The 17,412-nt window shown below is 43.7% G+C and carries 17 protein-coding genes and 1 pseudogene; 6 read left to right on the forward strand and 12 right to left on the reverse strand.

All coding sequences use genetic code 11. The features are described from left to right. The first annotated feature begins 33 nt into the window (after nt 1–33). Entirely contained in the window at nt 34–1,203 is a 1,170-nt protein-coding gene (locus B9A52_RS16370) for a THUMP domain-containing class I SAM-dependent RNA methyltransferase (protein WP_084121496.1), read from the forward strand. 216 nt (nt 1,204–1,419) lie between these two features. Here B9A52_RS16370 and B9A52_RS16375 read toward each other — a convergent pair. Beyond that, a pseudogene (locus B9A52_RS16375) lies at nt 1,420–3,520 on the reverse strand (M28 family peptidase). Between the two features lie 234 nt (nt 3,521–3,754). Between B9A52_RS16375 and B9A52_RS16380 the strand changes: the two are divergent. From B9A52_RS16380 to B9A52_RS16405, 5 genes are all read left to right on the forward strand, one after another. Beyond that, nucleotides 3,755–4,849 (forward strand): AI-2E family transporter, encoded by a 1,095-nt coding sequence (locus tag B9A52_RS16380; RefSeq protein WP_084121497.1) that lies wholly within the window; start codon nt 3,755–3,757, stop codon nt 4,847–4,849. Between the two features lie 745 nt (nt 4,850–5,594). Next, on the forward strand, nt 5,595–6,368 hold the full coding sequence (locus tag B9A52_RS16390) for a hypothetical protein (protein ID WP_084121498.1): 774 nt from the start codon (nt 5,595–5,597) through the stop codon (nt 6,366–6,368). Nucleotides 6,369–6,379: 11 nt separating this feature from the next. Continuing rightward, nucleotides 6,380–6,787 (forward strand): DUF5675 family protein, encoded by a 408-nt coding sequence (locus B9A52_RS16395; protein ID WP_084121499.1) that lies wholly within the window; start codon nt 6,380–6,382, stop codon nt 6,785–6,787. Next, complete coding sequence (locus B9A52_RS16400) at nt 6,784–7,014, forward strand: hypothetical protein (RefSeq protein ID WP_084121500.1); 231 nt, start codon at nt 6,784–6,786, stop codon at nt 7,012–7,014. Before B9A52_RS16395 ends, B9A52_RS16400 begins: the two co-directional genes overlap by 4 nt. Next, on the forward strand, nt 7,007–7,216 hold the full coding sequence (locus B9A52_RS16405) for a hypothetical protein (protein WP_084121501.1): 210 nt from the start codon (nt 7,007–7,009) through the stop codon (nt 7,214–7,216). Before B9A52_RS16400 ends, B9A52_RS16405 begins: the two co-directional genes overlap by 8 nt. A 64-nt stretch (nt 7,217–7,280) precedes the next feature. On the opposite strand, the gene B9A52_RS16410 is transcribed toward B9A52_RS16405, so the two are convergent. The 11 genes from B9A52_RS16410 to B9A52_RS16460 form a co-directional block, all read right to left on the reverse strand. Beyond that, nucleotides 7,281–7,703: a DUF6943 family protein gene (locus tag B9A52_RS16410; protein ID WP_157370183.1), complete on the reverse strand. Its 423-nt coding sequence runs from the start codon at nt 7,701–7,703 to the stop codon at nt 7,281–7,283. A 258-nt stretch (nt 7,704–7,961) separates the two neighbouring features. Beyond that, complete coding sequence (locus tag B9A52_RS16415; protein WP_084121503.1) at nt 7,962–8,465, reverse strand: hypothetical protein; 504 nt, start codon at nt 8,463–8,465, stop codon at nt 7,962–7,964. Between the two features lie 992 nt (nt 8,466–9,457). Continuing rightward, complete coding sequence (locus tag B9A52_RS16420) at nt 9,458–10,252, reverse strand: hypothetical protein (RefSeq protein WP_084121504.1); 795 nt, start codon at nt 10,250–10,252, stop codon at nt 9,458–9,460. Further along, on the reverse strand, nt 10,230–10,910 hold the full coding sequence (locus B9A52_RS16425) for an HNH endonuclease signature motif containing protein (protein WP_084121505.1): 681 nt from the start codon (nt 10,908–10,910) through the stop codon (nt 10,230–10,232). Before B9A52_RS16425 ends, B9A52_RS16420 begins: the two co-directional genes overlap by 23 nt. Before the next feature lie 3 nt (nt 10,911–10,913). Next, nucleotides 10,914–12,008 (reverse strand): Fic family protein, encoded by a 1,095-nt coding sequence (locus tag B9A52_RS16430; protein WP_084121506.1) that lies wholly within the window; start codon nt 12,006–12,008, stop codon nt 10,914–10,916. A 132-nt stretch (nt 12,009–12,140) separates the two neighbouring features. Next, on the reverse strand, nt 12,141–12,803 hold the full coding sequence (locus B9A52_RS16435) for an AAA family ATPase (RefSeq protein ID WP_084121507.1): 663 nt from the start codon (nt 12,801–12,803) through the stop codon (nt 12,141–12,143). Continuing rightward, the gene (locus tag B9A52_RS16440; RefSeq protein ID WP_084121508.1) at nt 12,787–13,551 is read right to left on the reverse strand and encodes a hypothetical protein; all 765 of its coding nucleotides are present in this window, start codon (nt 13,549–13,551) and stop codon (nt 12,787–12,789) included. Before B9A52_RS16440 ends, B9A52_RS16435 begins: the two co-directional genes overlap by 17 nt. 15 nt (nt 13,552–13,566) lie before the next feature. Continuing rightward, nucleotides 13,567–13,848, reverse strand: a complete 282-nt coding sequence (locus B9A52_RS16445) for a helix-turn-helix domain-containing protein (protein WP_084121509.1) — start codon at nt 13,846–13,848, stop codon at nt 13,567–13,569. A gap of 89 nt (nt 13,849–13,937) precedes the next feature. Beyond that, entirely contained in the window at nt 13,938–14,786 is an 849-nt protein-coding gene (locus B9A52_RS16450; protein ID WP_084121510.1) for an RteC domain-containing protein, read from the reverse strand. A 39-nt stretch (nt 14,787–14,825) separates the two neighbouring features. Next, the gene (locus B9A52_RS16455; RefSeq protein WP_157370184.1) at nt 14,826–16,778 is read right to left on the reverse strand and encodes a heavy metal translocating P-type ATPase; all 1,953 of its coding nucleotides are present in this window, start codon (nt 16,776–16,778) and stop codon (nt 14,826–14,828) included. Between the two features lie 13 nt (nt 16,779–16,791). After that, nucleotides 16,792–17,409 (reverse strand): hypothetical protein, encoded by a 618-nt coding sequence (locus B9A52_RS16460; RefSeq protein WP_084121511.1) that lies wholly within the window; start codon nt 17,407–17,409, stop codon nt 16,792–16,794. Nucleotides 17,410–17,412 lie beyond the last annotated feature (3 nt).

Consider the following 17,412-nt stretch of genomic DNA (forward strand, 5'->3'; position numbering starts at 1 on the left):
AAGTGATTCGGTCTTTATTCCTACTTTTGTAACATGATAGATTTTAGCCAAAAAGGGAAAGTAGTTGTTACTTTCAAAGATAGATTTGCATCCTATGTAGAAATGGAACTGTTGGACCTGGGATTCAAACCGGTCAAAATAGAGCGAACTTCCATTGAATTATATGCTTCTCTCAAGGAATGTATTTTTTTGAATCTGCATTTACGAACTGCAAGCCATGTACTTTTTGAAATCAAATCATTCTACCTCCACCATGCTGACGATATATATAGGAGGATAAAAGCCATTCCTTGGGAGGAATATATTTCTCAGGACGCTTATTTTTCTGTGATTTCGCATGTAGACAATCAAAGTGTAGACAATCCTTTGTTTGTCAATGTCAGAGTAAAAGATGCGATTGTAGACAGATTCAGGGAAAAGTCGGGCATAAGACCCAATTCTGGATCTGAATTGGAGGGTGCGGTTTTTCAGTTATTCTGGAAAGAAACCCAAGCCAGCTTATATATCAATACATCGGGCGAAACTCTGGCAAAGCATGGTTACCGAAAGATTCCCGGGAAAGCACCTTTGTTGGAAGCTTTGGCTGCAGCAACCATTTATGCTACAGATTGGGACAGAGAAAGTCCTTTTGTGAATCCCATGTGCGGATCGGGCACTTTAGCCATTGAAGCGGTCATGATTGCAACTGACCGATATCCGGGACTTTACAGAGAGCGTTATGCATTTATGCATATTTTGGGTTATGAGGAATCATACTACACGGATCAAAAAGAACAATTGGAGAAAAAAATCAAGGAAAAACCTGACTTGCGGGTGATTGCCAGTGATATCAGCGAGCAAGCGGTTTTATTCAGTAAAGAAAATGCAGGCTATGCAGAAATGGAAGAACTCATAGAATTTGAAGTCTGTGATTTTGAAGATACAACTATCCCGGAATCAGAAAATGGCATTGTGGTTTTCAATCCTGAATATGGCGAGAGGTTAGGAGAGGAGGAAGAATTGGGGTTGACCTACAAAAGGATTGGGGATTTTCTGAAACAAAAATGTGAAGGATACACCGGTTATATATTTTCAGGAAATCCATCTTTAGCAAAAAAAGTAGGTTTAAGAGCTTCCAGAAAAATTGAATTCTACAACGGCACGATAGATTGCAGGCTATTGAAATTTGAATTGTACAAAGGGACAAAAAAAGTGGTTGAATAAAAAAACCGGCTTCTTGCCGGTTTTTTTTGGAAAATTATTTTTAACAGTGGTCACCAAAGTTATTTAAGTAAATCTCAAGAGGTTAGAGATTGAAGTCAATCCTTTCAGATAAAACCGGCATATTTTAGTCTTCAATCCTATGTCTTCAATCTTATGTCTTGTGTCTTAAGTCTTGTGTCTTAAGATTAATTTCCCAAACATCAAAATCCCCCTAAATCAAAGCATCCCCATCAATCCATCAATCTTAGACTTAAGGTCATTGATGGCTTTGCTGTAGCGCTTATCCCACTCGGTAAGTCTTTCTGTTGATTTCATTTCTGTTTCATATTTGATCCCAGGAAGGATCCAAGATGCATAACCACTGAAAGGATCTGATGAAGCGTAAAGAGAACGGTACCAATTCCCAAAATACATTCCCTTTGGATCAATAAAGCTCTTTTCCAAAGACATCAGGCTTTTATTGATGGCATTCAGTTTTTTGGAATCGTTCAGGTTTGAAGCCAGCACTTCAGCGATTTTACTATCCAATGCCTCTGCACTTTTTTTCAATGCGGTGATTGAGTTTTTGGATTTCTCAAAACCTGAAAATTCTTTATGGTAGACTTTAACATCTTTTTCTGCTCCTTCAAAATGTGCTTGAAGGTCTTGCGCATAACGACTAACATGATAAGGTATGATTTCAGCATTCGCCAATCTTAGACTCAATATGCCAATCACTTGTTCTACTGTCCCGCCCATTTTGAAGCTCGGATCAGCAAATTTCTCATAATAGGTTAGGTTGTCATAATTGGTATGGTATAAGGAAGGGCCTCCTGCACCACCACTCATTGAAGGGACTCCTATATGCATATAGAAGGCTATGTGGTCAGAACCGCCACCTAAATTCCCAATACTTGGTTCTTCATTACCTTTCGCCCAGACATCATAAACAGTTTTGGCTGAGTCAGGATAGGCGACTTCTTTGGCGGCATCCATGATGGATCTTTTCAATGTTGGAGAAGAGGAGGTTCCAAAATTTCTTCCACCAACTGCTGCATCCAAATTAATATAAGCAACTGCTTTGGCCCCCAATTCATTTCTAAACTGTTCGACCCATTCAGTAGAACCAATTACCCCATGTTCCTCTGCATCCCAATGCGCAATTAAAATAGATCTTGCAGGTTTTTTTCCATCTTTGGCCATTTTTCCTAGAGTCTCTGCAAGGCTGAGTAACATGGCTGTTCCCGAATTGGGATCTGTTGATCCAAAACTCCATGCATCATAATGACAACCCAAAATGATCCATTCATCAGGATGGGTTTCTCCCTTTAAAGTACCTACTACGTTATTTGCACGGACGTATCCTTTTTCCTGTTTTACCATCAGTCTTACCGTGAGGTCTTTGCCACCTTCAAGCCTGTAAGTAAAAGGAAGACCGCCCTGCCAACCTGAAGGAACTGGTTTGCCTTCCATTTTCCCAAGAATTTCTTTTGCTGAACCATAAGAAAAAAGGAGTGACGGGGATAGTATGCAATCCTACTTCATCGGGGCTTAGTCTTTTAATTTTGGTTTTCCCATCCAAAGGAAGCGCAGGTTCAAAAGGTGTAAGGGGATCTCCGGTCCAATCGACCGTCAACAACGACCCTCTTTGAATTGAGCTTTCGCTAAAAGATGTGCCATTTGGATAAACAAGACCTCGGGCGTAACCTGAATCTCCAGGATCAGTAAAAATCAAAAGTCCGGCCGCACCGTACTGCTCAGCAAATTTCGCTTTGTATCCCCTGAAATTCCCACCGTATCTTGCCAGTACTATTTTTCCTTTAATATCTACTCCCAATTCAATTAATTTTTCGAAATCAGCTTTGGTTCCATAGTTGGCATATACTACCTCTGCGGTCACATCACCACTACCGGAATAGGCATTCCAGCCTTTCCACAGATCAGGGTGGGAAGAAAAAGGATCTTCTTTTAAGATATATTCCTGTTGGTTTAAAGGTTGACGAATCGGTGTGACCAATTCAATCAATGATTCCCCAGGTTCTTTGGACATGTAAAGGTCATAGGGGTATACAGCTACATCCCAACCTGCAGCTTTCATCGATTCAACCATGTAATCCTTGACCTTTTCATTTGCCACCGAACCCGCCACATGAGGAACAGAAGTTATTTCAGTCAGATGGGTTTTGAACCTGCTGAAATCCACGGTATTTTTAAACTCCCTTTCAAGTTCTAATTGTTTTGGTCCGGAATCTTTTGTGAACCCATTCAATGACTGTGCATTAACCTGTGGGCCCATTACGGACACAATTGCAAAAATCAACAAATATTTTTTCTTCATAGAATTATTCTTTTTGTGAAAAACAAGACTTGCAAAGATATTCAAATAGGAATGTGACTCATTCCAATATTGTTAAATGGTAGAAATTTGTTTTGATCAGGACATGATTTTGCAGAAAGAAAATCAATTGTTAAAAATGGAAATCCGGAGGTTAGGGAATATAAATACAGATAAAAAGATTTCTAAATGGAAAATTGAAATTCCCTTATTAAATTGAAATAAAAAAAATCATCCATGTCAACATCTTTAAACAGAATTCAAAAAACAGCTTATTCAATGATAATTTTTGTTTTGGCTGTTTTGATACTTAAAATGGGTTCTGTGATCATCATTCCATTGGTTTGGGGAGTGTTTTTTTCATTTGCGCTTTATCCCATTTCGAATTGGCTGGAGGAAAGACGTTTTCCAAGGGGATTGGCAATTACGCTGACCCTTGTTTTGGTCACCTCTTTGGTAATTACGGTTTTATATTTTCTGACCGATCAGGTTTTGGGCCTTATCTCAGATATTCCCGAAATTAAATTGGCATTTGAAACTAAAGTGAATATATACTTAGGGGAATTCAGAAATTATTTTGGGCTTGGAACAGACGGATTTCTTTCAACTGACGACCTTTTAAAAAAACAAAATGTGGAATCGGCGATTTTTGAAACGGGAAGGTCCTTGGTATTGCTAGGGGTGATTCCTTTATTTATTTTCCTAATGCTGTTTTACAAGGATTTTTTCATGGAGTTTTTAAAAAGAAGATCAAAGGATGGGAATACTTCAATCTTGAATTGGATCAAAGAATCGGGTTCAGTGATCCAATCTTATTTATTGGGGATGCTCATGGTAACAGGGATTGTGAGTCTGATCAGTGGTTTTGCCTTTTATTTATTGGGAATCAAATATTTTATGCTTTTCGCTGTTTTTATTGCTGTGATGAATTTGATTCCCTATGTAGGAGTGATATTCAGTTCTTTATTAGTGGTTTTATATGTGCTTTTGACGACGGATACTATTTTTTATCCTTTGGCTACTCTGTTTTTGCTTTGGCTGATCCAGCTTATTGAAAACAATCTTATCACACCGTTTGTAGTAGGTGCCAAAGTAAGAGTCAATGCTTTTGCAGTGATATTGGCCATTTTGATCGGGGCCTATATTTGGGGTGTCTCAGGAATGATTTTGTTTATTCCTATGGTAGGTATATTAAAAATAACTTTTGAAAGAATTCCTGCTTTGGCACCATACGGTTTTCTTCTAGGTGATAATAATCAGGTCCATGAAAAGCGTGAAAACTTTTGGAAATTACTGGTCAAAAAAGTTAAAAGCAAAAAAGAGGTCAATTGACCTCTTTGAGTGCTAACGAAAATTTTAGAAAATCCACCTCCAAAGGTTCTGACACCTTACTGTATCTACCAAGTTGAGGCGATGTATTAAATGAAATAAGTCGGGGTGACAGGATTACAACCACCCCGTGCAAATCTTTATGTATCAGTAAGTTACAAAACGTAATTTCAGCGGGTTCACCGTTCAGTTCTCAATTTATTCGAACTGGTTTGAGTGCATTTGGTGAACTCCGAAACCTTTGTAAATATACAAAAAAGCCCGCTTTTTGGGTTCAAATCGTGGCAAAAAGTGCTAAATTTTATTGGTAACTGGCGATAGATTTTAGTGCCGTTTGACTGCCTTCATCTGGCAAGGTCAATCGGTGATGTAGCGCTCTACAATGGACGGTGCAAGGCCAGTGAATTCGCAAAATTCGTTTACGCTCACGAACTGGTGTGACTCTTTAGCAAGCTCCTCCCTAATCCTGTTAAGGAGCTTCCTGCCGTATCGTTCACTCTTGCCAGTGATCCGCTGCACGTCTTTTGGATAAATACAGGCTCGTTTGGTTTCGATCATACTTTATCTATACTTCATGTATGCTTTTGGTGTACTGTAAATATACGGAATGCCATTGGCAGTTCATTTTGAACCATTCGGAATAAACGGTATTCAATGTTCCTAACCGGAACCTGTTTTTTGTCTGCCCTTCGTAATTATCGGATTTTCGAAGAGTTGCAACGAAGCAACAAATCAAAATTCAAATGATATGGCAAGACAAGCTGGGATTATCAAGTTGAAGGGCAAAGTCGGTGACATGTCCTTTTACAAAACGAAAGATGGCTACCTGGCCCGGGAAAAGGGTGGGGTGGACAAAGACCGGATCCAGAATGATCCGGCTTTTCAGCGTACCCGTGAAAACGGTGCTGAGTTTGGCCGTGCCGGTGCAGCCGGACGGACTTTGAGAACGGCCTTTAGGCCGCTACTTCTGCGTACCTCTGACAGTCGGTTGACCTCCAGACTGACCAAAGAAATGGTGAAGGTGATCAAAGCGGATGCAACCAGTGCCCGTGGAGAACGGAACGTTCTCGATGGTGAGCTGGAGCTTTTGCAGGGCTTTGAATTCAATGCAAATGGCCGTCTGGGAGCTACAATATATGTGCCATTTGACGCAAGTATTGACAGAGCTACTGGTGAAGCTGTAGTCAATGTGCCGGGCTTTGTTCCCCAAAATACCATTGCTGCGCCTCAAGGTGCTACGCACCTGAAATTTGTATCTGCTGCGGTGGAGATTGATTTTGAGGCCGATGACTTCACCCTGGTTGCTTCTGAAAGTGGAGAGATTGAAATCGGGCCACAGGCGGAAGCTGCGGTGAACCTGTCCAATGGTTTGCCTGCAAACAGTACCAAGGCACTAATGCTGGTTTTTGGTGTGGAGTTCTATCAGGAAGTGAACGGTAGCTTCTACCCACTAAAAAACGGCTCCTACAACGCCCTGGCGTTGGTGGCTATTGATGGTGCTCCTGCAGTTCAGCAAACCTAATTTTGGTTCGGATGGAATTGATTCTCACAAGAAGCTATTATCCGGAGGGAACCAACGGAAAGCTCCGTGATGGTGAGCAGCTGGTCTGCTCCACCATCGAGCTTCCCTGGAGGGAAAACCAGCGGATGGTATCGAGCATCCCGGAAGGGAGGTATGAGCTTGTAAAGCGATACACCGATAAACGGGGCTGGCATTTGCTGGTGAAAAATGTACCCAATAGAAGCGGCATCCTTTTTCACCCTGCCAATGACGCCCTGAAGGAACTGAAGGGCTGTATAGCCCCGGTTTCAAAGGTCATCGGTCCAGGTAAAGGGACGGATTCCAAAACTGCCGATTCCAGGCTGAAAACACTTGTGTTTGAGGCCATGGAAAGAGGCGAAAATGTATTTCTCAATATTCAAAAAGCAAAAAGCGTATGACGATCATAGAAAGGGCGAAAGCCCCAACACCCAAGTTTTTCAAAGTGCTCCGAAACGTGGGTTTGGCACTAGCGGCAGCTGGTGGCGCTCTGTTGGCAGCACCAATCAGTTTACCGGCCGGAATAGTTGCCCTGGGCGGCTATCTCACCGTAGGTGGGACGGTACTGACTGCAGTCAGTCAGGTGACTGTAGAGGATGGTGCAAAAGCGGACAGGAAAGATGGCTAACCTGGTAAGTGGAGGAGGCACGAAGGCAGGAACTGCCGGAGGCACGTTGCTGAGTGTCCTGGTGAATATCAGCTCCGGGGATATCCTCCACACCTGTGTATTAGCTGCTGTTGGAGCGGTAGTGAGCTTTACCGTGTCCATTCTGCTAAAGGTGCTATTCCAACGGTTCAAAAGAAAACATCCACCTCCGAAGGGGATGTGATTCCCGCAAAGTCGGGAAAGTTTGTGTTCCTCTCACTGAAAAGGCCTCCTCATGGGGCCTTTTTTCATTTCAGGAGTATCTGAAACATGATGGCTCTCTTTACCTGCTTCACAAGCTCTACCTGCTTTTGCAGGATCTTAGCTTTCTTCTCAAAGTCCTGAAGGAGTGACAATGACTTTAGGTACTTCCTACGGTCTTTCAAGGCCTTTTCCTGCCCTGCCAGCAATACCGCTCTGGCATCACCTATCCTGATGAATGGGACAACAGAACCGGTCAGGTGTGGCATAAACGCCTGTGCCTGCCAAAGACCGTAAGAGAGCCAGAAATAAAAGTTCCGTGCCTCCTCCGATTCTGTGTTGATGGTGAAGCAATTGGGACAAGGGGTTTCGAGCGGCTTTCCCGCATTCAGTCCTTTGGAAAGAATGAAGAAATGAGGCTTAGAGCTGGTGGAGTTTTTTCGATAAGTTTTGATCTGAAAAGTGTGCATAATATGAGCATTTAAAGTTTTGCTCGCTCCGCTTCGCACACATTTCAAAAGAGAAAAGAAAAAAGGGAAAAAAAGAAAAGAGAAAGCCTTTTGCCAGGTGGGCATGGACAGGGCAGTCAAGGTTTTTTGGAAAAATACTACCCAGAGGGTGGAGATTTTTTCAAAAACCCGGAGGGCTTGACCTTGATGGTCTTGATCAGGGTTGGCCTTGCGGGGCCCGCCTAAATTAGCTGCACTCTTTGTTTTTGTTCGGTTTCGTCAACCAATATGATTTTCGATCCCATTCATGTCAAGATGTTGGTTTAGTAAGTCAAATCTCATTTCCTTCAGGTCATTGGTTTCTCTTAATTCATCGATCATTTTTCTGAGGGTTCTTTTTCTGGCATCTTTTGCCACAATCCTATTAAACATCTCTATGCCGTTGTAATTAGGGTTATCTGGTCTTCTTCGTGTAAAACTGATAAAGCTTTCCAAGCGAGTCTCAGGAATAATATTCCATGAAATACAGAGCATATTAGTAGCAGTAAGTAGCTCCCGATTGAAGGGATGTATTAATGCTTTGTCCTTGGATCCGGAAGAATTACTGTTGCCTGGAGAGTGATTCCCCTGCTCATGTATTAAAGGATTAAAAAGAGGAAGTGGGTCGTGTTTGATAATATCTAGAAATTCATTGGCACAATGAGTACCGACAAAAAAGTATTTCGATTGAGCGTCATAATCACCCCTGGGTCTATACGAAAAGATGTAGTATTTGTCATCCAATGCCCCACAACAGCCTTGTTTGTGTTGACCATTAAGAAGTTTTAAGTAGTTAACGGGTTGAATATAAAATTTTCGGTTGAGTTCTTTCTTTTTCTGGTTCTACAATTCATAAATTATCAATATTGTTAGCTGTGGAAATTGAATTTAGTGCGGGAACGCAGGAAAACCAAAACGGCTGGACGGAGGCTGTGGAGCGCAGCGTAATGGACGAACGGCCAAGCCAGCCGTAGAGAGGAACGATCGGAGGCTTGCGAGCCGCCTGCGAGTGGAGCAAGGGGGCTAGACCGGAAAGCAGTGAGGTACGAACTGCGGGGGCTTGCTATGTGTGAAGTGAAATGCAGGGCTTTTGTAATTTTATCCTCCACAAAAGCCCGGAATGAAACGGAACTACACAAGGGCTGGCGTGATTTTTTGCTTTGAGCATCGGGAAAGGTATAAGCTATTGCCTGTGTGCAAGGATACCGTTGGGTTGTTGCAAAAAGCATGACAGTCCCGCAGCCCGCAGCGACCCGCAGGCGAGCAAAAACACTGGCAGCCGGTGGATTTTTAGCTATGCCACAAAGGGACGACTGGCAGGGCTAAAAAGACAGAGTAGGCTGCCGTGAGGATGACAACCGAGATGCAAGCAGCATGACAGGCTCGGAGCTTCAGCGGAGACCTGTAAGGCAACACAGCTTATTTTTTGACCTTAAGAAAATAGACCCTTTCAAAAAATAGGCTGTGGTGGCCTGGCATGATGCTATGCCGAGGGCGGAAGACGAACACCGCTTTTCCTGCGTGGGGTCAGGGTTGGAAAAAAGCAAGTGTGGCACGGTATGGAATGGAGCGAAGCGGAATGCAATAGCGGGCTACTCTTGCTGTGCGGTGCTGGAAGCTTGTGAGTGCAGCGCAGCGGAATGAGCAGGCTGGAGGCACAGGAGTGTGGGGAAGGACTATCTTCAGTAAGGGATTGACCTTAATTCGCTTCTCTTTGAAGGAGATCATGATGTATGTTAGACATCACTCAGTAATTCCGCTTTACACTTTCTTAAAAAGTACTTGAATTGAAGTAAATCAGATTGGCTTCTGACATCATTATTGAAAGTAGAAGGCTTACCATAAATCAAGGATTCAAAAGTGATTAATACTTTGTTCGTGCCAAGGCCATCGTAAAGGTTTATAAGCCCATCAAATACTTGGTCTCCCATCATGATGAAAACTCCATGGATATTCAGGCTTATGGCGTGTTCAAAACTCATTATTTCTGATTCTGATAATTTCTCAGAAATTAGACCTCTATCTAACAGCCTTTTTACGAATTTCTTTCTAGCATTATATGTATTAAATTTTTCTTGATTAAACGTATACTCGTTAATGTGGACTGTAACTTTTTCCAAATCGAGAAATTTGCACAAAGCCATTCTGTGCTGACCGGTGGTAGTAAAATAAAGAGAGCCAAACTTTGAAACCGTTCTGGATTCGTTGTAATCACTTTGGGCGTGCTCGATCAACTCTTCATGAGTCATGTTTGAATGACGAATATCCTTAAACCTTTTCAAATTATTCAGTAAGTCAATCCATGTAATATCAGTCCCATCGTTATAAGCATAGGCGTACTGGATACCTTTTATATCTAGCGGACTAATGATTCCTCTGTAAGTCTTTGTTGAATTCCGAGAATAGAACCTATAGTTCTCAATTTCATTTATTCTGAGAACCTTTTCAGTATGCCACTTTTTAGGCCGAATTGGGTATCTTTTTTTCAGCCAATCAAGGTTGCTCTGCTTACTCTCCACCATAGATTTCATCAAATGTTGAATAGTTCTTAAAGCCTTTCCCTCTGTTGATCCTGCCTTGTTTTGTGTTGTCTATGCGATACTGAAGGAAGGAACAAAGAGCCTCAAACTGGACTTCTGGGACTTGGTAGGCACTGGCTTTAAATTCCTTTTTGATGATGCCCCAAATGGCAGCATAATTCATTTTGGATTTGCCAACATCTCCTTCCTTGTATTCGTTATATCGATCAATCAGATGCTTCACATAGTTTTTCAATTCCGCTTTTTTACCAATGGCACCATCAGCGAATTCCATTTTCGGTTTGCTTCGGGATTTATAAACAATGGTCTGTGCACTGATCGAATTGGCTACCGTGGAGTTGGACACATTGCCTTTGATGTTGATGGTATTTGATGACTTTGCACTGGATTTGCCTTTAGCTTTAATCATAAGATAGGTCTTGATTTGTTTGACCTCCTCCTCACTTATATCACCTTTTGTAATCTTGGAATGGCAAATCGGGCAAAGCATCAAAAGGTTGTCAGGGGAATTGTTTTCGGGATTTTCGTCAATATGATGAATTTCAAAATGATCCACATTCTGATCATCACAGATTGGGCACTGGGAATTAACCTCTTGTTGTAATAGAGATTTCGTTTTTTGGGGTATGGATTTTCGAGCTTTGGCCATGGTCTAACTTTGCTTCAGTAGTTGGTACAATTGCTGGTTGATGAAAATATTCTCTTTCCCGATAGGTTCGAGTTTTAGGATTCCAATGGATTCCAAAGTCTTTAAGTACCTGGAAGCGGCTTTTCTTTCTACGCCCAGCCCATTGGAGATATATTCTATTTTGGTATAGGGATGAACAAACAATTGTTCGATCAAGTCTTTCGAGTAAATTTTCGGGGCTTCATTTTTTACCTTATCCTGGATCTCATTGAAGATGCTGTTGATCCCGTGGATCTGGGAAATAGCCTTAGTCGCAGTATCCTCAATTGCCTTGAGCATAAACAATATCCAACCTTCCCAATTGTCTTTAGTCCTCACCTCCTGTAGCAATTTGTAATAAGCTCCTTTGTGGCCTATTATGTAGCCACTGAGATATAGCATGGGTATTTCCAACAGGTTGTGAAGGATGAGGTAAAGCACGTTGATAATCCTTCCCGTCCGGCCATTTCCATCATAGAATGGATGGATGCTCTCAAACTGGTAGTGTTGTATGGCCATCCTGATCAGGGGAGACATTCTATCGGGTTCATCATTGATAAAGTCTTCCAGATTTTTCATCAGTCTGACTATTGTTTCTTTATCGTCCGGTGGTGTATAGATGGTTTTACCCGTCAGATCGTTTTTTAGGGAAGTACCAGGTAGTTGTCTAATTCCGGCCTCATTCTCTTCCAATATGGATTGAATCCGGACAATACCATTGGTGTTTAGGAAGCCTTTCTTTTTAATCTCCTCAAAACCATAGAGCAGGGCTTCCCTGTACCGTAGGACTTCCTTGGTCGAAGGATCAATTGTCATCGACTTGGCTGCCAGAGCCTGATAGAGCTTGTCATGCGTGGTAATGATGTTCTCCACCTCTGAGCTAGCCTGTGCTTCTTTGAGTACAATGGCATTGATCAAAATACCCTGGTTGGGCAAGGTCCTTGCCAATCCCTTCAGCTCTGCAAGGGCAACAGCAGCTTTACTTTCCTGTTTGAGGATTTGGATAGTCTCTACTTTTTCCACCGGAGGAGGTAGAAGAGGCAAATCATTGAGTGGTTTCGATGGATCGATATTCTTCATTCCTATTAATTACGTGAGACAAAAATACAAAAATTGGGACATGAAACAAGTTATATGTACCGTGATGGGACATGAGACAAAAACATTAAAAACGGGACATGAAAATCTGCACATGTACCACTAAGGGACACGTCATATCCTTTTGTCCTTGGCCTCCTTCTCAAAAGCTATTACATTCATCATCTCCCTCATCCTTGATCTAACCCTATTCCCATAACAGTTCTCTATCTCACTGGCGGAAAGGTTGGTCGTGGCATGCGTGAGCATGTGGCGGCTGATGAACATATCATAGCGGCTCAAAAGAATCTCGGCCATTACATTGGTTTCGTTTCCATAATACTTGATGTTGGATTCCACGCCCAAGTCATCAAAACAATAGGCTTTAGGGATCAGCTCTCCGCTTGTTTGCTGGAAGGCTGCTTTGGAGTATTTGTTGATAACAGGATAGCCGTCCTGGATGAATTCCAGGGTGATATCACGAGCGGATTTGATGATGTACTGTTTTTTGGGAGCAAGCATGAATCGGAGCAAGGTCATCAGGGAGGTTTTGCCACAACCGACAGGGCCGGTCAGCAAAATGCCTTTGTGTAAGTCAATGCCGTGCTTTTCAGCATTGGGTTTGTCCTGATAGAAGTAGACCAGAAGTTTGAATATAATCAAGTGGTCTTCCTTCCACATCCTGAATTTTGGACTAATGTAGGCTTTGCCTGCTTTCTCCAGGAATTCAAGGCATTTGTCGAATTGGATGACGTTGCTTCGAACACTCTCTGAGTGAGACTTAGAGTGGCTCGCCATAGTCCTTGCCGGTTCCTGAGTGGAGGTTTCCGGGTTTAGGACCTGGCTGATAGTTTCGCTGATCTTTTGCATAGGCATTGAATTTTTGTGCGTTCAGCATCCAGTTGCGGGCGGCTGCTTTCCAGTCCTTCATCTTGGAGCGGCCACCTACCAGCCAGCCATTGCTCTGGAAGTAGTTGTAAAACTTCTCGGCCTCCACGGGCGGATAGCCTTTTTCATCAAAGTAGATTTTGACATGATCTTCCAAAGGAGGGATGTCTGGACCATAGCCTGAGACTTCTTTTTTCTTTTGCCGCAACTTTTCTTTTTTCTTCATTTCCAAATCATTTGAACCAGTCTCCATTTTTTTTGCTCGCTCACCCAAGTTTGTTGCGTTTTCACTGTTTAAAGGGTTTGTATTGTTTGTAAAAGGTCTCACAGCTATTTCACTTCCATTATCAGCACCTGTATCACTACCCTTATCAAAACTGTACAGGTAAATGAGGCTGCCCCGGTGCGGATTGTAGGAAGGTTCATATCGGATAAATCCGAAACGATCCAACTCCTTCAAGCACTTGGTATAAGTATTTACCGAACCAATTTTTGACAACCTCATCAGCTCATCCCTGGATACAGAAATGGGGTTCTTGAAAAAGTTAAGGTTCCATCGCCTGAACAAGGCCATATACAAACTGATATGGTAGGGCGTGAGCCTGGTATCTGCATCCATCTGCTGGAACACTGCGGAAAGGTGCTTGATGTAGTTCATGCCCGGCCATGTGCTTTACCTCAAGCGGTTTTGAAACTTGTTGGACTGGAGCATCGCCTGAATGTCCGCATAGTCGTAATAGATTACTCCTCCGATCTTGGTAAAGGGTAATGTGCCGTTTACCCGTAGGTTCTGTAAAGTGCCGGGCGAAATGCCCAAAAGCTTGCGGACCTCATAGGATTTTAGCCATTTCTTTGTAGGCTGACCGGAATGTTCTTTGAGTAATCTTTTGAGGTCTTCCAGGAGCTCGATCTTGAACTCACGCAGGTCGTCTGTGGTAATTACTTCTGCTGCCATATCTTAACAAATGTTTATTGAACAGCGAAGATGTTCCCGTTTAGTGGGTTTTATTCACAAGCTAATCCGAAGTTCGGAAAGATTTTATCCTATTTTTCATCAGCTTCATCCATTCTACGAATGATACTTTCATGGAGGGAGTCCAGAAACTTGGTACGTCCGGTCTTGCGGATGCGAATTTCGAGGAAAGTGCGATGATATTGCCCCAATTCGATACCAAAGGTGTCTTCAAAAAATGCTGCAACTTCTTTCAGATCCGCAGTGCCATTGTTGAACACTCCACGAGCCTGAAGAGCATACATCAGTTCGATAAGAGAGACTTTGGAATCTGTCCATGTTAGTTTCCCCTTCGGTTCACCTTGTGATCTTCCATTGCTTAAGTCCCTCATATCCAGTTTGTTCAATTCATCTTCCAAATAGACATTGAGCAGGTCATTGGCCAGGATGTTGGAAACCTTAAAATCATGGCTAGTTGAGAAGTTCGGGTCAGTTTCAAAGAAGAAAGAATCAAGCGTTAACCTTATGTCCTGTTTGCCCCTTACAAAATATTTGTGATCCAGGTAATTGCTGTGAGTACGGTAATAGCGGTAAAATTCCAGATTGTCATCAAAATATCGTTTCAGTTTGTCCAGTTCATTCTGATAGTATTTGCGTCTTACTTTGATACCTCCATTGGGCTTGTTGGTTTCAATGTTGAACACACTAAGATGGTAGATGAGCTTACTGACGAATTTCGGTTTGATCTCCTTGAAAAACAGGATTTCGCTAGCTTGAGAATCTAATGGGTTTTTAGTCAAGCCCTCCCTTAACTGGTTAATGGCAATCAGGACCATTTGAAAGCTCATCTCTGATTTTTTGAGGAGGTTATCTTCCTCCAGATCGATCATTCTAAGTTTGTCCTCTAAATCTTCATATTGTTGGTTATAATTTTCAGGCATTTAAATAGTGAGTTTATTGATTCCATAGCATGTTCTAAGTTAATTTTGCTGTATCCTTACTGCATTTAAAATAGCCAATAATGCCACACCTACATCAGCAAAGACGGCTTCCCACATTGTGGCCAGGCCTCCGGCTCCAAGTGCCAGCACAATAAGCTTCACCCCAAAAGCTAGGCTGATATTTTGCCATACGATCCGTTTGGTTTGCTTGCCGAGCTGGATGGCCGTGGCAATTTTGGAAGGCTGGTCGGTCTGGATGACCACATCGGCCGTCTCGATGGCGGCATCACTGCCCAGGCCGCCCATGGCCATGCCCACATCGGCCAGTGCCAATACAGGGGCATCATTGATGCCGTCTCCCACAAAGGCGATGACACGGTTGGCGTCTTTTTTCAATTCTTCCACTTTCTGTACCTTTTGTTCGGGCAGCAAGTCGCCAAATGCCTTGTCTATACCAAGTGTTTTTGCCACTTGCTGGGTCACAGCGTCCTTATCTCCGGACAGCATGATCAGTTCCCGAACCCCTGATTTGCGTATGGCTTCTATGGCCTGTGAGGCATCCTCTTTGAGTTCATCTGCTATCACCAGGTATCCCGCATATTTTCCGCCTACTGCCGCATGGATGACGGTATTGACCTCCCCGGCAGCATCAGCACAGGTAACGATTCCTTCCTTGGCCATCAGTTTTTGATTGCCGATCAACACTTGCTTTCCCTGCACCTTGCCTTTCAGGCCATGCCCTGCCACTTCTTCCTGTTGTTCGGGTTCTGAAATGTCTTTGCCCTGCGTCCTGGCATACTCCACAATCGCTTTGGCAATGGGGTGGGTGGATTTGCTTTCCATGTCTGCCGCCAGGCTAAGCCAGTCGATAGTGATGCCGTCCATGGTTACAGCTTTTTGCACTTCAAATACTCCTTTGGTCAGGGTTCCGGTTTTGTCCATCACCACGGTATTGACTTTTGTCATGAGGTCGAGAAAGTTGGAGCCTTTGAATAGTATCCCTTTGCGGGAAGCTGCCCCGATCCCTCCAAAGTAGCCGAGTGGTATGGAGATCACCAGCGCACAGGGGCAGGAGATCACCAGGAAGATCAATGCCCGGTAAAGCCAGTCTTCAAACACATAGTTTTCTACAAAAAAGTAGGGCAGGAAGGCCAGTCCAACTGCAAGAAAAGTAACGATGGGCGTGTAAACCCGCGCAAACCTGCGGATGAACTGTTCGGTTTTTGCCTTACGGGCGGTGGCGTTCTGCACCAGCTCCAGGATGCGTGCCAGCGAACTTTCGTTGAACAGCCTTGTGACTTTCAGTTCAATCAGCCTGTCGAGGTTGACCATGCCTGCCAGCACATTTTCTCCTTTGTTGTAGGTAGCCGGTTTGCTTTCACCCGTCAGAGCCGAAGTGTTGAAGCTGCTTTTTTCGCTCAGCATTTCCCCATCGAGCGGCACTTTTTCTCCGGGCTTAACCTGTATGGTTTCCCCGGTTTGTACTTCCTCCGGGTGTACGGTCACCGTTTGGCCGTTTCGTTGCACGGAGGCCGATTCAGGACGGATGTCCAGCAGGGCTTTGATGTTACGTTTGGCCCGGTTCACAGCTCCATCCTGAAACAGCTCACCGATGGCATAGAAAAGCATCACTGCCACTGCCTCGGGATACTCGCCTATGGCAAAGGCACCCAGCGTGGCTATGCCCATGAGGAAAAATTCCGTGAACACATCGCCCTTCAGTATGGCCTTCCAGCCTTTGACCAATACCGGCCAGCCCACAGGCAGATAGGCCAGCACATACCAACAGATGCGGATCCAGCCCTGGAAAAATGCAGGCTGTCCCAACTGGTCAGCCGCAATTCCGGCCAGCAGCATGGCAAGGCTCACAATACCACTGCCCCAGGTTTGCAGGAAAGTGGAGGAGGTTTTTTCTTCTTGTTTCTTTTGTTTGTTTGGTTGCTGGTCGGTATCACAGCAAGCTTTGTCTTCTATATTGTTTGTATTGGCCATGATCTTGTCAGTTTTAATGTGTGAAAAAGGAAATGATCCCTGTAAGAATGAGTATGCCTCCTGAAACCAGCCCGGCATTGTGTTCCAGCCTGTGCCAGTTGAAGCGGTGCAGTCCTTTTTGTGCCAGGTACACCCAAAAGGTGATCCCCAACACGGAAACGATGGTATAAAGCAGGCCCACTGCCAGGATCATCGGCCAGCCGTACGTCCCTGCCATCAGGAAGTAGGCTTCAATCTCCAGGCAGGGCGAAAGAAACATCATGAATACCAGCAAGGTCACCACTTGTGTTGCTCCAGCTTTTTCCAGTTTTTGTTTTTCAGCAATGTGAAAGTGGTGGTGATGGTGGTGCTGGATGATAAAATACAAGCCGATGGCGATAAGCAATGAGGGAATGACCCAACGGGTGTAACTGTTCAGCGTTTCCGCCAATGACAGGCTGAACAAGCCCAGAAATACACCTAGCATAAACGTACTCAACGAATGGGCCAAAGCCGCCACAGAGGCAATGCGAACCGTCTTGCTTCCTTGCCAGCCAAACCTTTCTTTCAAAGCCAGTACCGGCAGCCAGTGGCTGGGGATCAGCCCATGAAGGAGGCTGAGCATGATGGTACCGGTGAGTAAAGTGGTCATGAT

It is taken from the genome of Aquiflexum balticum DSM 16537 (genome assembly GCF_900176595.1).
GTDB lineage: Bacteria > Bacteroidota > Bacteroidia > Cytophagales > Cyclobacteriaceae > Aquiflexum > Aquiflexum balticum.

Bases quoted from the DNA above. Each gene is read 5' to 3' on its own strand.
- B9A52_RS16370 (WP_084121496.1), top strand. From the start codon at position 34: ATGATAGATTTTAGCCAAAAAGGGAAAGTAGTTGTTACTTTCAAAGAT.
- B9A52_RS16380 (WP_084121497.1), top strand. From the start codon at position 3,755: ATGTCAACATCTTTAAACAGAATTCAAAAAACAGCTTATTCAATGATA.
- B9A52_RS16390 (WP_084121498.1), top strand. From the start codon at position 5,595: ATGGCAAGACAAGCTGGGATTATCAAGTTGAAGGGCAAAGTCGGTGAC.
- B9A52_RS16395 (WP_084121499.1), top strand. From the start codon at position 6,380: ATGGAATTGATTCTCACAAGAAGCTATTATCCGGAGGGAACCAACGGA.
- B9A52_RS16400 (WP_084121500.1), top strand. From the start codon at position 6,784: ATGACGATCATAGAAAGGGCGAAAGCCCCAACACCCAAGTTTTTCAAA.
- B9A52_RS16405 (WP_084121501.1), top strand. From the start codon at position 7,007: ATGGCTAACCTGGTAAGTGGAGGAGGCACGAAGGCAGGAACTGCCGGA.
- B9A52_RS16410 (WP_157370183.1), bottom strand. From the start codon at position 7,703: ATGCACACTTTTCAGATCAAAACTTATCGAAAAAACTCCACCAGCTCT.
- B9A52_RS16420 (WP_084121504.1), bottom strand. From the start codon at position 10,252: ATGAAATCTATGGTGGAGAGTAAGCAGAGCAACCTTGATTGGCTGAAA.
- B9A52_RS16425 (WP_084121505.1), bottom strand. From the start codon at position 10,910: ATGGCCAAAGCTCGAAAATCCATACCCCAAAAAACGAAATCTCTATTA.
- B9A52_RS16430 (WP_084121506.1), bottom strand. From the start codon at position 12,008: ATGAAGAATATCGATCCATCGAAACCACTCAATGATTTGCCTCTTCTA.
- B9A52_RS16435 (WP_084121507.1), bottom strand. From the start codon at position 12,803: ATGGCGAGCCACTCTAAGTCTCACTCAGAGAGTGTTCGAAGCAACGTC.
- B9A52_RS16440 (WP_084121508.1), bottom strand. From the start codon at position 13,551: ATGAACTACATCAAGCACCTTTCCGCAGTGTTCCAGCAGATGGATGCA.
- B9A52_RS16445 (WP_084121509.1), bottom strand. From the start codon at position 13,848: ATGGCAGCAGAAGTAATTACCACAGACGACCTGCGTGAGTTCAAGATC.
- B9A52_RS16450 (WP_084121510.1), bottom strand. From the start codon at position 14,786: ATGCCTGAAAATTATAACCAACAATATGAAGATTTAGAGGACAAACTT.
- B9A52_RS16455 (WP_157370184.1), bottom strand. From the start codon at position 16,778: ATGGCCAATACAAACAATATAGAAGACAAAGCTTGCTGTGATACCGAC.
- B9A52_RS16460 (WP_084121511.1), bottom strand. From the start codon at position 17,409: ATGACCACTTTACTCACCGGTACCATCATGCTCAGCCTCCTTCATGGG.